We start from the raw sequence: 13,857 nt of genomic DNA, 5'->3' as shown, positions 1-13,857 counted from the left end.
GCCTCCTCCAGCTCCGCCGGATCATGGCGTCCGGCTTTGCGGTGCCGTCCAGGCGGACCGCGGGAAGATTATAGAGGCTCGGGCCCCATCGTCGTATTTCGGCGTTCGGCGCCGTCGGGCAAGGCCGTCAGACCTCGGACAGTACGATGCAGTCGCGGCCCCGGCGCTTGGCCTCGAGCAGGGCCGCGTCGGCCCGCTCGACGGTGTCGGAATAGTGCTCGCCATGGCGATAGGCGCTGATGCCCACGCTGGCGCTGATGGATTGGCCGACGTCCGGCGCGCCGGCGTGTTCGCGGATGCGTTTGCAGACCCGCTGCGCCAGCGTCTGGGCCGACACCAGGGTCGTCCCGGGCATGATCATCATGAATTCCTCGCCGCCCCAGCGCCCGCACAGGTCGTATTCGCGCAGCGAGCTTTGCAGGATGCGGCCCACCTCGATCAGGGCGCGGTCGCCGGCCGCATGGCCGAGCGTGTCGTTGATGCGCTTGAAGTGGTCGATGTCCAGCATGGCGATCGTGTAGGGCTGGCCCGAGCGCGAGGCGCGCTCGCTTTCTTCCTTCAATCGCTGCATCAGGTGCCGGCGGTTGGCCAGGCCGGTCAGGACGTCGCGGTTGGAGGCATCGCTCAGGGCGACGTTCAGGTCCTGCATCATGCGCTGGTAGTGGTCCGAGATGCGGGCCAGCTTCTCCAGCTTGCGCAACTGTTTCTGGAACCGCTCGTCCAGGTCGTTCTCGCGCTCCTTGGCCAGGGTCTGATAGCCGTCGGAGATGTGGGTGACGCGCTCCAGCCGGGTGGTCTGGTCGAGGAAGGCGCGCCAGAGTTCGTCCAGGGCCACGCGCAGCGGGTGGTCCTGGTACTCCGGCTGGGCCAGCAACTGCTCGATGCGCCGGCCTAGGTCCTCGATGTCGCGTTTCATGGTCGTCAGGTCAGTCGTGAGCGAGGATGGCGAAAGGAAAGCTGCAGTCTTCCTTGAATTCCTCGGCCAGCTCGGCCACCCGTTCGTTGCGCCTATCGTAATGCCAGTTGACCGCGACAGGGTGGCCGCGGCCATGCGCGTCCTCCAGCAGGTCGAATACGTCCATGATGGCGCGGACGCTGCTGGTGTTCAGGTAGAGCAGGTGCAGCTCCAGGGACAGGGGGCGCCTGGTTTCGGCCAGGAAGCGTTCGACCCAGTCGATGACCTGGTTGAACAGGTCGAAGGAATTTTCGGGATAGGAATCGCCGGCCATGGTCAGGACGCCGGCTTCCCAATCGCCCGAGATGGCGGGAGTGGACTGGCTGCCTGTAATCGTGAGGTTGCTCATGGTGCTGGTACTCGTTTGCTAGATGACGGCGCTCAGGCTGAAGAAAGCCCGGCCGGCGTCGATTTCCCGCAGCGAGGCGCTGAGCGGCTCGCTGGCCTTGCGGGCGATATCGATCAGGCCCAGTCCGGAGCCGCTGCTGGCGCCGGCTTCGCGCGGCTTGCGCAATTGTTCCTTGTAGCTGGCCTTGAGCTGGGCCTTGTCCTGCCGGGCCAGGGCGTTGATCCGTTCCAGCAGCGAGTGGCCATCGGCGATCTCCACCACGTTCCCGGCCGACACCACGTGGCGGCCGTCTTCCTTGTTGGCGACGATGACCGTGGCCGTCGCCTCGTGCTCGGCGTAGCCCTGGGCGCTGGCATAGTGCCGGATGTTCTGCGTCATTTCGATGTATGCGCCGAAAACATCCATGGCCGCCGAGGGCTGCACCTGCTCCGCCTGGAGATAGTTGCGCAGCGCGTTCCCGATTTCCTCGATCAGGCTGCGCGATATGGGGCCGTTGAAACACAGCATGATGCGGTCGCGGGTGAAGCTTTCGCGCATGGCGAAGAGGTCGATCGAATCCATCATGACTCCGCGCTAAGGTTGGCCTGCTCGAACTTGAATGACAAGACGGTAATATCGTCGCGCTGCGGTTGGCGGCCCTGGTAGTCTACCAATGCCTGGGTAACGGCGCGGGCCTGCTGGTCGAGCGGCAGCCCGGCCACCGATTGCAGCAGGCCGACCAGGCGCCTGTTTCCGAAACTGAAACCATGCTCGCCTCCGGATTGGTCCAGCAGGCCATCGGTGACGAGGTAGAACGTGCGGTCGGCCAGGGGCAGGGTGACATTGGCATATTCGCCGACGCGCTTTTCCCCCAGGGCGCGGCGGGCGCCCTTGTATTCCTCGACAGCGTCGCCGCTGCTGGCGTAGAGCGCCATTTTCGCGCCGGCGAAGCGCAACTGTCCAGCATGCCGGTCGACGTAGACCAGGGCCGCGTCCATGTTGGTGGCCAGCGCGCGCGGCAGTTCCGCATCGCTCAGCATGGCGCGCATGGCCGCGTCCGTGCGGGTCAGGATGGCTGCGGGGTCGCCCGGTCCGGCCTCGGCGATGGCGTGGTCGATGGCGGCGCGGGCCAGCATGGTCATCAGCGCGCCGGCGACGCCGTGGCCGGCGCAATCGACCACGCCCAGCAGGCAGTTGTCGCCATCGGCGCGGAATACGTAGAAATCGCCGCCCACCACGTCGCGGGGCTTCCACAGCACGAAATGGTGTCGTCCCAGGGACTGCACCAGCTGGCGGTCGGGCAGGATCGCGCGCTGTATCAGGCTGGCGTAGTCGATGGAGTCGTCGATGGTCTTGTGGGTGGCGGCCATGCGCTCGTTGGCTTCTTCCAGCGCCTGGGTGCGCTCGCGCACGCGCTGTTCCAGCTCGGCGGTATGCGAGCGGACCTTCTCGGCCATGACGCCGAAGGCCCGGCTGAGTTCGCCGATCTCGTCGCTGCCGCCTTCGGGCAGGGTGACGTCGTAGCGGCCGGCCGAGATCGCCTGCGCCGTGTGCTGCAGCCGGCGCAGGGGCGCCAGCATCAGCCGGTCCACGGCGTAGCCGAAACCCAGGAGCAGCAGGAACAGCACGGCGGCCAGAGCCAGCAGCGCCGGTACCAGCCACTGGTAGTTGACGATGCGCGCGATGCCCAGGTCCACCGACGTCAGGACGTACCACCGCAGTTCGGGCAGGTAGACCAGCGCGACGGCCGATTTCGCGCCGTTCAGCGTGGCGAACAGCGGAACGGCGTGGCCGGGGTTCGCCAGGGCGTCGGCCATGGCCTTCTGCAACTGGTTGCGCTCGGTATCGCGGCCCACCAGTCCCTGGACCGTGCGCTGGGCGGTTTCCTCGGCCGTCATGGACTTGTAGGCGATGCGGTCGGCGTCGGGATGGACCTGGATGTTGCCCTGGCGGTCGAAGATGATGGTGGTCACGCCCGGCTCCACTCCCTCCATGAAGCCCTTCAGGAAGGTGGTCAGGTCCAGGCCGGTGCCTATCATGCCCAGCCGCTGCTCGCCGTCGCGCACCTGCACGTTGAACCAGAACTTGGTCACGCCCAGGACGTGGTTCACGTCGATCTGCAGGTCGTAGGGCGAGCTGTCCTGCATGGTCGAGAAGAACCAGGCGTCCTTGGGTTCGGAACGTTTCAGTGTGTAGCGGGGCGTTTCGATCGTGGGCCCCTTGTCGTCGTTGTAGTAGTAGGAAGGCGTGCCGTCGATGACGAAATAGGAGTGGTCGCGGAAGTCGCGCTGGTAGCCCCGGGCCTCGCGGAAGAAGCGGCGGCGTTTTTCGGGGTCGGCCGGATCGCGCATCCAGTCCAGCGTCAGCGTCGAGTTGGCCATGCGCTGGGCCAGCGCCAGTTCGCGCATGACCGGCGCCAGCAGCTTCTGCTCGCTCAGCAGCGTATGGTTGCGGGCGTAGGCGACGCCGAAGTATTCCCGGACGGCGTTGATGCCCTGCCAGGCCAGCAGCGCCGCCGGCACCAGCGCCACGGCGCAGGCGAACAACAGTGCCAGCAGCGATTTTCCCCTCAGACCCAGCATGGCCATGCGGATTTCCTTGACAAGCGCGACATGCCGATCCGGCAAAGCCGCGATTGTGCCGGGCGCGCGCGGCGCATGCAACGAAACGTTGCACCGCCGCAAGCCGGATGGGTTGGGGCTTATGCATCGCATTACCCCGGGTGCAGTGGACGCGCGCGGCCATTGGGCCTAGAGTCAAGGATCGCGATGCGCGAATCGGTCGTCGCTAGGCCCTAGGGACGGCCGCTGGTTCAGACTATCGGAGACAGGCTTATGACCACGGAGCTTGCCAGAGAAGTCCGGCCCGCCGTGCTTGACGGCGCCGTTCGCTTCACCGCCCGATTCGAGGGCCGCAAATCCCAGGAGTTCGAGATTTCCGCCGATGTGCTGCGCGAGCACTTCGGCGCCTCGGATGCGTCCGCCGACGCGTTGCTGGCCGCGTTCCACCGGGGCCGGCACGAAATCCTCAGCGCGGCGGCGGAAACCCTCGGCACGCCCACCAGCGGAATCGTCCAGCTGGGAACGGGCGACTTCCGCCCCTAGCCGCGCCGGCCAGGCGCCGGTCTTTCCTCGTCACGATGACGGCCGCCGCCCGGCGGCCCGCCTGCGTGCGGCCGTCGCCAGCGCGATACCCGTCGCGATGAGGCCGATGCCGGCCAGATGGAAAAGGTGGACCCGCTCGCCCAGGAACACGACCGCCAGCAGGGTGCCGAACACCGGCATCAGGTGGATGAACAGGCTGGCGGGTCCCGCGCCTATCAGTTCCACGCCGCGGTTGTAGAAGAAGTTGGCGACGATGCCGGGCAGCAGGATCACGTAGGCGATGGCCAGTGCCCCCGGCAGGCCGGCTTCGATGCGCGCGCCTTGCGCGTGCTCGTACAGGTACAGGGGCAGGAGCATCAGCGTGCCCATCAGGAAGGTGACGGTCAGCAGGCTGAGGGGATGGATGGCGGGCCGGCGGGCGAGCAGGGTGGTGTACAGGCCCCAGACGGCGACCGCCGCGACGATCCAGGCGTCGCCCGGATTGAGCGCGAGGGCGAGCAGGTCCTGCGGGCGGCCGCGGGTCGCGATGGCGGCGATGCCCGCCAGGGAGATCGCCACGCCGGCGATCTGCGGCAGCGACGCGCGCTGGCCCAATAGCAGGAACGAGAACAGCAGCGTCACCATGGGGATCGCCGACTGCATCAACAGCGCGTTGACCGCGGACGTCTGCCGCAATCCGATGTAGACCAGCGTGTTGAAGCCGGCGATGCCCAGCAGCGACAGCAGGAGCAGGATCGGCACGTGCCGCCTAATGGCCGGCAGGTCGTTCAGCCAATGCCGGCGGGCCAGCACCAGCAGGATCAGCGTGCCGCCGGCCCAGCGCCAGAAGGCCAGCGCAATGGGCGGCACGGTGCCGCCGGCCGCGCGTCCCACGATGAAGTTGCCCGACCAGAACAGCACGGTGGTGATGAGCAGGAAATAGGCGGAGTTCCAGAGTCGGGAGGCAGGCATGGAGAGGCAGGAATGGGTTGGGGCCCGTCAACCGCGCGGGACCGGTTTGCCCGGAGGCTTGTGACAAGCGCGTGCAGACGCTACACTAAGAACCGCTGCAGGGGCTTGCGCCCGCGCCGACAAGGCGCGGCCGGTCTTGCCGGTGGTCACGAACCCGGCTCCCAAAACGCTCCCGCATCATCACAGGCCGGTTCAGCATAACGTAGAACTCCGCCAGCTCGCCTGAAGGTCGGTCGAGCCGGTCGTCCAGGCCACATGCTCTAAGAATCAGAACCCGTATTGGGAACCATACGGATTACGCCCGTTTGATCACACGCTCATGAACACCAGCGAGGCAAGGCTCGTGCTGGAGACTGCGCTCTTGTGCGCGCAGGAACCGTTGCAATTGTCGGAACTGCGCAAGCTGTTCGCCGACGAGGTCGGCAACGACACGATACGCGGCCTGTTGCAGGACATTCACCAGTCATGGGCCGAGCGAGGCATCGAGCTCGTGGCGCTGGCCAGCGGCTGGCGGTTCCAGAGCCGGCCCTCCATGCGGCCCTATCTCGAACGGCTCAATCCCGAGCGGCCGCCGAAGTATTCGCGGGCCGTCATGGAGACGCTGGCGATCGTGGCCTACAGGCAACCGGTCACGCGCGGCGACATCGAGGAAATCCGCGGCGTGACCGTGTCCTCGCAGGTCATCAAGACCCTCGAGGACCGCGGCTGGATCGAGGTGATCGGCCATCGCGACGCGCCCGGCCGTCCGGCGCTGTTCGGCACGACGCGACATTTCCTGGACGACCTGGGGCTGAAGGCGCTGGACGAGCTGCCGCCCCTGGAGTCCGCCGAATCCGTGGCCGCGTTGAGCGGGCTGGACGGATCCGGAGACCTGTCCCTGGCGGTGGACGGGGCCGAGCAGGACATCCCGGGCGAGGCCTCGGCGGCTGCCAATGATGACGCGGCCGCGGAGGCCGCCGGAGCCGGCGAAACGCGCGAGGCCGCCGTTGAAGAAGTGGCCGTCGCCGAGGGCGCGGCCACCGTCGAGGAAGCGGCCGCAGCGGATGAATGGACTGCCGTTGACGAGGTGGTCGCCGCGGAGGATGTGGCCGTCGCCGATGAGGTGACTGTCGCCGATGAAGTAGCCGTCGTCGAAGGCGCCGACTCCGGCGGCGCCGGGGCGGACGAGGCTTCTGCCCAGGCGGCGCAGGCCCGGGAGCCGGTGGGCGAGGAAATCGCCGCCGGCGATGCGGCGGACGAGTCCGCCAGCCAGCAGGAAACCGAAATGCAAGCGCCCGACGCCGAGCCGGCGCCGAGTGTCGAGGACGAGGAGTCCTCGGTTACGAAGACAAGCAACCAAGACCATACATGAACGAAACCACGCACGATATGCCCCCCGCCGAAAGCGTGGAGGCGTCCGCTCCATTGGAGGCAGGTGCGCCCACGCAGGAAAAGGCCCGGGGCCGGCGGAATTTGCGTACGCCTTTCCGTCGGCGCCGTCCGGCCGATGAGGCTGCTCCGGAAGCGGGGGCCCCGGCCGAGGCGCCTGCCGCCGAAGACGGCCAGGCTACGCTGTTTCCCGCCGAAGCCAAGCCGCCGCGCCGCAAGCCGCGCGAGGCGAAGGGTGCCCAGGATGCCAAGGGCCCCAGGGGCGCCAAGGGTCCGAAGCCACCGCAGCAGCGGCGCGCGGGGCAGAAGCGCCGCGAGGCGGGTGTCCAGGCCGATGACGGCGCCCAGATGGCGCTGCCCGAACTGAGTCCCGAGGAACTGCGCGCGGCCGAGAAAGAGGCCGAACAGGCGCTGTCCTTCCTCGACAAGGCCCCCGACCTCAAGCGCCGCCTGGGCAAGTACCTGTCCAGCGAGGCCGTCATGCCCAAGCTGCACAAGGTGCTGGCCGATGCCGGCATCGGGTCGCGGCGCGAAATGGAAGAGCTGATCGTGGCCGGCCGGGTGTCGGTCAATGGCGAGCCCGCCCACATCGGGCAGCGCGTGGCGCCCAATGACCAGGTGCGCGTGAACGGCAAGCTGGTGCAGCGGCGCCATACCTCGCGTCCGCCGCGGGTCGTGCTCTACCACAAGCCCGCGGGCGAGATCGTCACCCAGGACGACCCCGAGGGCCGTGCCACGGTGTTCTCGCGGCTGCCCAAGATCAAGAACGGCAAATGGCTGTCGGTCGGCCGGCTGGACCTGAACACCGAGGGCCTGCTGATCTTCACGACCTCCGGCGACCTGGCCAACCGCCTCAGCCATCCCCGCTATGGGCAGGAGCGCGAATATGCGGTGCGCGTGCTGGGCGAGATGACCGACGAGCAGCGCCGGGCGCTGGTCGAGGGCGTGCAGCTGGATGACGGCATGGCCGCGTTCGGTTCCCTGGACTACCTGGGCGGCGACGGCAGCAACCGCTGGTACCGCGTCACGCTGCAGGAAGGCCGCAATCGCGAAGTGCGGCGCATGTTCGAGTCGCAGGGCGTGGTGGTAAGCCGCCTGCTGCGTACCCGCTTCGGTGACGTGTCCCTGCCGCGCAACCTGCGCCGCGGACGGTGGGAGGAGCTCGATCCTTCGCTGGTGACGGCGTTGCAGGTCCAGCTGGGCCTGGTCCGCGCGGACGACGAGGAAGGCGGGCGCCGGGGACGGCGCAGCACGCAGCCCGTATCGCACGAGGCTGCGCTGCCCCCGGGGTTCGGTACGCTGGAGCAGAACGGCATGCATGGCGCCCGGGTCGGCCGCAAGGGGCGCATCCAGGGCGGCAAGGCCGCCATGCCGGGAGTGGGGCAGAGTTTCCCCTCCGACCCCTATGGCACGGGCCAGAGTTTCGCGGGCGGCCTGCCCAATGGGCACCCCCACGGTGGTGCCGAGCGCGCCGGCGGACCCGGCGGCCGCAAGCACGGCAAGAAAGGCCCGGCCCGTCCGGGGGCGCGGCCCGACGGCCGCAAGCCCGAGGCCGGGGCGGCGGCCGGCGGCCGCGCCCAGCGCGGCCGGGGCAAGGGCGGCAACGGTCCCAAGGCGGGGAAGGGCGCCGGTCGTGGCGCCGGCGAAGATCGCCAGCCTCGCAGCGCTTCGGCGCACGAGTCCCACCTGGGATTCCTGGGCGGAGCGAACGGACGGGCACGCCGGGGCCGCGGCTAGGCCTCTCCTGTGGCGCGGTGGTCATTGGCTTGAAAAAAAGGCCGATTTGGCTTAACATCTACAGGCTAGACACCGCGTTTAGGGTTCAGTGCGCGAACAGGGCACTTTTCGAGCCGGTCTCCACCTTGCGCGATGGCTGTCCGACGTTTTGCGTGGGCGGCTGGTGTGTTGTAGGGCAGGAGGGTTCTCCGGTTGAAAGGCGGCTTGCGGCATTCGTGCCCGAAGGCTGGTCCCCGGTTGAGTCCTCCGACAACAGAACAGGCGGTCGTTCGGACCTCGCGGCGCGTAAGCGCGCGATCCGGGCGATGTCGCAAAATGGGCTGGGCCGTGCAGCCCATTTTTTTTTGGTTTTCCGGTTCGTGTCCGTCGGATCCCTGGCCAGCGCCGGGCGACGGGCCACGGCCGATACACGGCGGCATGCCAGGCATGCCGTTCACGAACGAGGGCGCATAACGAGGCATGGCAGATCTTTTTCAGCTTACCGAACAATCCCTGGCGGGCCTGGGGGTTGAACTGGTCGACGTGGAACGCGCCGGGCAGGGGCTGCTGCGTGTCACGATAGATCGCGAAGGCGGGGTGCGCATCGAGGACTGCGAGGCGGTCTCCCGGCAGTTGTCGCGCGTCTACGAGGTCGAGAACATCGACTACGCGCGGCTGGAAGTCGGTTCCCCCGGCACCGACCGGCCGCTGCGCACCGCCAGGGACTTCATCCGGTTCGCCGGCGAGCGCGCGCAGGTCAAGCTGCGCCTGCCGTTCGAGGGACGCAAGGTTTTCGCCGGCACGCTGGTCGTTCCGGAAGCCGATCCGGCCGCGCAGGCGGATGGGGCAGACAAGGGCGCCGAACCCGAGACGTTCGGCATCGAATTCGAAGCAAAGGAAGGGGATATCCAGGTATTGCGGTTCACGCTCGACGAGATCGAGCGGGCCAAGCTGGATCCGGTTCTGAATTTCAGGGGCAAAAAGCGATGAGCCGCGAGATTCTGTTGTTGGTGGACGCGCTGGCGCGCGAGAAGAACGTCACGCGCGACGTGGTGTTCGGTGCTCTCGAGAGCGCGCTGGCCTCCGCCATGAAGAAGCTCTACAAAGAGGATGTCGACATTCGTGTCGCGATCGACCGCGAGACGGGCGACCATGAGGCGTTCCGCCGCTGGCTGGTCGTGCCCGACGAGGCCGGCCTGCAGATGCCCGACCAGCAGACGCTGCTGTCGGAAGCGCGCGAGGTCGTGCCCAACATCGAGCTGGACGAATACATCGAAGAGCCGCTCGAGCCCATCGAGTTCGGCCGCATCGGCGCGCAGGCCGCCAAGCAGGTCATCCTGCAGCGAATCCGCGACGCCGAGCGCGAGCAACTGCTGAACGATTTCCTGGAGCGCGGCGAGTCGATCGTGTCCGGCACCATCAAGCGCATGGACAAGGGCGACGCCATCGTCGAGATCGGCAAGGTCGAGGCGCGCCTGCCGCGTTCGGAAATGATCCCCAAGGAAAACCTGCGCGTGGGCGACCGCGTGCGTGCCTACCTGAAGGGCATCGACCGCCAGGCCCGCGGCCAGCAGATCATCCTGTCGCGCGCCACGCCGCTGTTCATCGCCCAGCTGTTCGAGAACGAAGTGCCCGAGATCGAGCAGGGCCTGCTCGAGCTCAAGGGCGCGGCCCGGGATCCCGGCGTGCGCGCCAAGATCGCCGTGGTCGCCCACGACCGCCGCATCGACCCGATCGGCACCTGCGTCGGCATGCGCGGTTCGCGCGTGCAGGCGGTGCGCAACGAGCTGGGCGGTGAGCAGGTCGATATCGTGCTATGGTCCGAGGATCCTGCGCAGTTCGTGATCGGCGCGCTGGCGCCGGCCAACGTCCAGTCCATCGTGGTCGACGAAGACCGCCATGCCATGGACGTGGTGGTCGACGAGGACAACCTGGCGATCGCCATCGGCCGCAGCGGCCAGAACGTACGCCTGGCGTCCGAGCTGACCGGCTGGCAGATCAACATCATGACGCCTGACGAAAGCCAGGCCAAGCAGGAGCAGGAGCACAGCTCCCTGCGCCAAACCTTCATGTCCAAGCTGGACGTCGACCAGGAAGTGGCCGACATCCTGATCGAGGAAGGCTTCACGGGCCTGGAGGAAATCGCCTACGTGCCGATCCAGGAACTGCTGGAAATCGAAGCCTTCGACGAGGACACGATCAACGAACTGCGCAATCGTGCCCGCAACGCCTTGCTGACCGAGGCCATCGCGCAGGAAGAGCGGGTCGAGACCGCGCAGGATCTGCTGAGTCTGGAAGGCGTGACGCCCGAACTGGCCGCCAAGCTGGCGGAGGGGCAGGTGCTCACGCGCGACGACCTGGCGGACCTGTCCGTCGACGAACTGATCGAGTTGACCGGCATCGATGAAGAGCAGGCCAAGCAGCTCATCGTCCGTGCGCGCGCGCACTGGTTCGAGCAGGCTTGAGTTTGCCCATACCGTCGATCAGCCACACCGGGGAAGAGAAACGAATGTCGAGTAACACTGTCGCCCAGTTCGCAACCGAGCTGAAATTGCCCGCCAACGTACTGCTGGAGCAGCTGCGCGCCGCGGGAGTAAGCATCAAGTCGGTCGACGATACCGTCACCGAAAGCGACAAGGCACAACTGCTCGAATCGTTGCGCCGTGCCCATGGTGCGTCCGAAGACCGCAAGAAGATCACGGTCACCCGCAAGCAGACGTCCGAGATCAAGCAGGCCGATGCGACCGGCAAGGCCCGCACGATCCAGGTCGAGGTGCGCAAGAAGCGCGTCTTCATCAAGCGCGACGCGGGCGACGGCGCCGAACTGGAAACCAGCCAGGCGCGCCCCGAGGACGAGGCGCGCGCCAGCCAGGCGGAAGCCGAGGCCCAGGAAGCCGCGCGTCTCGAGCGCGAGCAGCAGGAGGCGCAGGCGCGCGAGCGTGCCGAAGCCGAGGAACGCGAGCGCCGCGAGGCCGAGGCGCGCCTGCGCGAAGTCGAGGAACAGGCCCGCCTGGCCGCCGAGCGCGCGGCCAAGGAAGCCGAGGAAGCCGCGGCCGAAGCCGAGAAAGCCAAGCGTGCCGCCGCCGAGGCAGCCGCTGCCCAATCTACCCACCCTGCCGTGCCCGAGGGAGGGGCTGCAGTGAGCGATGTCGTAGCAAACCAGGCTGCGTCGAGCGCCGAGGCGGCGCGCGTCAAGGCCGAAGAGGCCCGCAAGAAGGCGGAAGAAATGCGCAAGGCCGACGCCAAGGCCGCCGAGGCGCGCGACAAGGCGCGCCGCGCCGCCGAAGCCGAGGCCGCCGCGTTGCGCGAGATGCTGAGCCGTCCGCGCAACAAGGTCCTGCACGCTCCGCAACCGGCGCCCGCGCCGGCTGCCGCCCCGACGGCGCCGATCGCCGGTACGCTGCACAAGCCGGCCGCGAAGGCCGCTGCCGGCCAGGACAACAAGGCAGCCGCCGCGCCGACCGCCAAGAAGGACGACAACAAGGCCGCGCCGGGCAAGAAGGTCCTGAAGGCCGGGGCCGTCGCCTCGACCTGGTCCGACGATGCCTCGCGCAAGAAGGGCCTGAAGACCCGCGGCGACGCGACCGCCGGCGCGAGCCGCGACGGCTGGCGCGGCGGTGGCCGCGGTGGCCGCAACCGTCACCAGGACCAGAAGGCGCAGCAGGTGGTCGAGAACATCGTGCGCGAAGTGCACGTGCCCGAGACCATTTCGGTGGCCGACCTGGCCCACAAGATGGCGGTCAAGGCGGCCGAGGTCATCAAGGTCCTGATGAAGATGGGCCAGATGGTCACCATCAACCAGGTGCTGGACCAGGAAACGGCGATGATCGTGGTCGAGGAACTCGGCCACACCGCGATCGCGGCCAAGCTGGACGATCCCGAGGCCTTCCTGGACCAGGCGCCGGCCACCGATGCCGTGGAGATGCCGCGTGCGCCGGTGGTGACCGTCATGGGCCACGTCGACCACGGCAAGACCTCGCTGCTGGACTACATCCGCCGCGCCAAGGTCGCCTCGGGCGAAGCGGGCGGGATCACGCAGCACATCGGCGCCTACCACGTGGAAACCGAGCGTGGCGTGGTGACCTTCCTGGATACCCCGGGCCACGAGGCGTTCACCGCCATGCGGGCGCGCGGCGCCCAGGCCACGGACATCGTGATCCTGGTGGTGGCGGCCGATGACGGCGTCATGCCCCAGACCAAGGAAGCGATCCACCATGCCAAGGCGGCGGGCGTGCCCATCGTGGTGGCGATCAACAAGATCGACAAGCCCGAGAGCAACCCCGATCGCGTCAAGCAGGAACTGGTGGCCGAGGAAGTCGTGCCGGAAGAGTACGGCGGCGATTCGCCCTTCGTGCCCGTGTCGGCCAAGACCGGCGCCGGCATCGACGAACTGCTCGAACAGGTGCTGCTGCAGGCCGAAGTCCTGGAACTGAAGGCGCCCGTCGATGCGCCGGCCAAGGGCCTGGTCATCGAAGCCAAGCTGGACAAGGGCCGCGGCCCGGTCGCCACCATCCTGGTCCAGAGCGGCACGCTCAAGCGCGGCGACGCCGTGCTGGCCGGCGCGAGCTTCGGCCGGGTGCGCGCGATGCTGGACGAAGTGGGCAAGCCGATCGCCGAGGCCGGCCCGTCCATTCCCGTCGAGATCCAGGGCCTGACCGAGGTCCCGGCCGCCGGCGACGAATTGATGGTGCTGAGCGACGAGCGCAAGGCGCGCGAGATCGCGCTGTTCCGCCAGGGCAAGTTCCGCGATGTGAAGCTGGCCCGCCAGCAGGCCGCGAAGCTGGAATCGCTGTTCGACAACATGGGCGAGGGCGTGCAGACGCTGGCGCTCATCGTCAAGACCGACGTCCAGGGTTCGCAGGAAGCGCTGGTGCAGGCGCTGACCAAGCTGTCCACCGACGAGGTGCGCGTGCAGGTCGTGCACGCGGCGGTCGGCGGCGTGTCGGAAAGCGACATCAACCTGGCCATCGCCTCGAAGGCGGTCGTCATCGGCTTCAACGTGCGGGCGGATGCCAGCGCCAAGAAGCTGGCCGAGAACAACGGCATCGACGTGCGCTACTACAACATCATCTACGACGCCGTGGATGACGTGAAGTCGGCCATGTCGGGCATGCTGGCCCCCGAGAAGCGCGAGGAGGTCATCGGCCTGGTCGAAATCCGCGAGGTCTACAACGTGTCCCGCATCGGCAACATCGCCGGCTGCATGGTGCTCGATGGCGTGGTCCGCCGCAATTCGCAGGTCCGCCTGCTGCGCAACAACGTGGTCCAGTGGACCGGCGAGGTCGATTCGCTGCGCCGCTTCAAGGACGACGTGCGCGAGGTCAAGTCCGGCTTCGATTGCGGTATCACGCTGCGCAACAACAACGACATCGCGATCGGCGACCAGCTCGAGGTGTTCGAGGTGAAGGAAGTGGCGCGTACCCTGTAAAGGGGCA

General features: G+C 67.8%; 11 protein-coding genes. 6 read left to right on the top strand and 5 right to left on the bottom strand.

The genetic code is table 11. From position 1 onward, the window contains the following. Positions 1-127: 127 nt before the first annotated feature. Genes siaD through siaA form a run of 4 tightly spaced genes read right to left on the bottom strand, consistent with a single transcriptional unit; the run spans position 128 to position 3,871 of the window. Positions 128-916, bottom strand: coding sequence for a biofilm regulation diguanylate cyclase SiaD (gene siaD / locus R4823_RS17200; RefSeq protein ID WP_279815134.1), 789 nt, complete (start codon positions 914-916; stop codon positions 128-130). 10 nt (positions 917-926) lie between these two features. Then, positions 927-1,304 carry a biofilm regulation phosphoprotein SiaC gene (gene siaC, locus R4823_RS17195; RefSeq protein ID WP_087839149.1) on the bottom strand — a complete coding sequence of 126 codons (378 nt, stop codon included), beginning with the start codon at positions 1,302-1,304 and terminating at the stop codon, positions 927-929. 18 nt (positions 1,305-1,322) lie between these two features. Beyond that, positions 1,323-1,868, bottom strand: coding sequence for a biofilm regulation protein kinase SiaB (gene siaB / locus R4823_RS17190; RefSeq protein WP_303395833.1), 546 nt, complete (start codon positions 1,866-1,868; stop codon positions 1,323-1,325). Continuing rightward, a complete protein-coding gene (siaA, locus tag R4823_RS17185; RefSeq protein ID WP_087839151.1) occupies positions 1,865-3,871 on the bottom strand; it encodes a biofilm regulation protein phosphatase SiaA in 2,007 nt (668 codons plus the stop codon). The genes siaB and siaA overlap by 4 nt, the downstream gene beginning before the upstream one ends. 246 nt (positions 3,872-4,117) lie before the next feature. Between siaA and R4823_RS17180 the strand changes: the two genes are divergently transcribed. Continuing rightward, positions 4,118-4,387, top strand: coding sequence for a DUF1488 family protein (locus R4823_RS17180; protein WP_087839152.1), 270 nt, complete (start codon positions 4,118-4,120; stop codon positions 4,385-4,387). A 30-nt stretch (positions 4,388-4,417) separates the two neighbouring features. Here R4823_RS17180 and R4823_RS17175 read toward each other — a convergent pair whose 3' ends face one another. After that, positions 4,418-5,338, bottom strand: coding sequence for a DMT family transporter (locus R4823_RS17175; RefSeq protein WP_087839153.1), 921 nt, complete (start codon positions 5,336-5,338; stop codon positions 4,418-4,420). Positions 5,339-5,657: 319 nt separating this feature from the next. On the opposite strand from R4823_RS17175, the gene scpB reads away from it, so the two are divergent. From scpB to infB, 5 genes are all read left to right on the top strand, one after another. Beyond that, the gene (scpB, locus tag R4823_RS17170) at positions 5,658-6,689 is read left to right on the top strand and encodes an SMC-Scp complex subunit ScpB (RefSeq protein WP_279815138.1); all 1,032 of its coding nucleotides are present in this window, start codon (positions 5,658-5,660) and stop codon (positions 6,687-6,689) included. Next, positions 6,686-8,443 carry a 23S rRNA pseudouridine(2605) synthase RluB gene (rluB, locus tag R4823_RS17165; RefSeq protein WP_243724638.1) on the top strand — a complete coding sequence of 586 codons (1,758 nt, stop codon included), beginning with the start codon at positions 6,686-6,688 and terminating at the stop codon, positions 8,441-8,443. The genes scpB and rluB overlap by 4 nt, the downstream gene beginning before the upstream one ends. Positions 8,444-8,902: 459 nt before the next feature. After that, on the top strand, positions 8,903-9,412 hold the full coding sequence (gene rimP, locus R4823_RS17160) for a ribosome maturation factor RimP (protein WP_087839155.1): 510 nt from the start codon (positions 8,903-8,905) through the stop codon (positions 9,410-9,412). Further along, a complete protein-coding gene (nusA, locus tag R4823_RS17155; RefSeq protein WP_087839156.1) occupies positions 9,409-10,887 on the top strand; it encodes a transcription termination factor NusA in 1,479 nt (492 codons plus the stop codon). The genes rimP and nusA overlap by 4 nt, the downstream gene beginning before the upstream one ends. Before the next feature lie 44 nt (positions 10,888-10,931). Further along, a complete protein-coding gene (infB, locus tag R4823_RS17150; protein WP_338615584.1) occupies positions 10,932-13,850 on the top strand; it encodes a translation initiation factor IF-2 in 2,919 nt (972 codons plus the stop codon). Positions 13,851-13,857 lie beyond the last annotated feature (7 nt).

It is taken from the genome of Pigmentiphaga sp. CHJ604, from assembly GCF_036972535.1.
GTDB lineage: Bacteria > Pseudomonadota > Gammaproteobacteria > Burkholderiales > Burkholderiaceae_B > Pigmentiphaga > Pigmentiphaga daeguensis.
The sequence above is the reverse complement of the archived record's forward strand: the minus strand, read 5'-3'. Positions and strand labels throughout refer to the sequence as shown.

Coding starts and splice junctions, on each gene's coding strand:
- R4823_RS17175 (WP_087839153.1), bottom strand. CDS start 5,338: ATGCCTGCCTCCCGACTCTGGAACTCCGCCTATTTCCTGCTCATCACC.
- siaC (WP_087839149.1), bottom strand. CDS start 1,304: ATGAGCAACCTCACGATTACAGGCAGCCAGTCCACTCCCGCCATCTCG.
- rimP (WP_087839155.1), top strand. CDS start 8,903: ATGGCAGATCTTTTTCAGCTTACCGAACAATCCCTGGCGGGCCTGGGG.
- siaD (WP_279815134.1), bottom strand. CDS start 916: ATGAAACGCGACATCGAGGACCTAGGCCGGCGCATCGAGCAGTTGCTG.
- rluB (WP_243724638.1), top strand. CDS start 6,686: ATGAACGAAACCACGCACGATATGCCCCCCGCCGAAAGCGTGGAGGCG.
- R4823_RS17180 (WP_087839152.1), top strand. CDS start 4,118: ATGACCACGGAGCTTGCCAGAGAAGTCCGGCCCGCCGTGCTTGACGGC.
- siaA (WP_087839151.1), bottom strand. CDS start 3,871: ATGGCCATGCTGGGTCTGAGGGGAAAATCGCTGCTGGCACTGTTGTTC.
- siaB (WP_303395833.1), bottom strand. CDS start 1,868: ATGATGGATTCGATCGACCTCTTCGCCATGCGCGAAAGCTTCACCCGC.
- scpB (WP_279815138.1), top strand. CDS start 5,658: ATGAACACCAGCGAGGCAAGGCTCGTGCTGGAGACTGCGCTCTTGTGC.
- nusA (WP_087839156.1), top strand. CDS start 9,409: ATGAGCCGCGAGATTCTGTTGTTGGTGGACGCGCTGGCGCGCGAGAAG.
- infB (WP_338615584.1), top strand. CDS start 10,932: ATGTCGAGTAACACTGTCGCCCAGTTCGCAACCGAGCTGAAATTGCCC.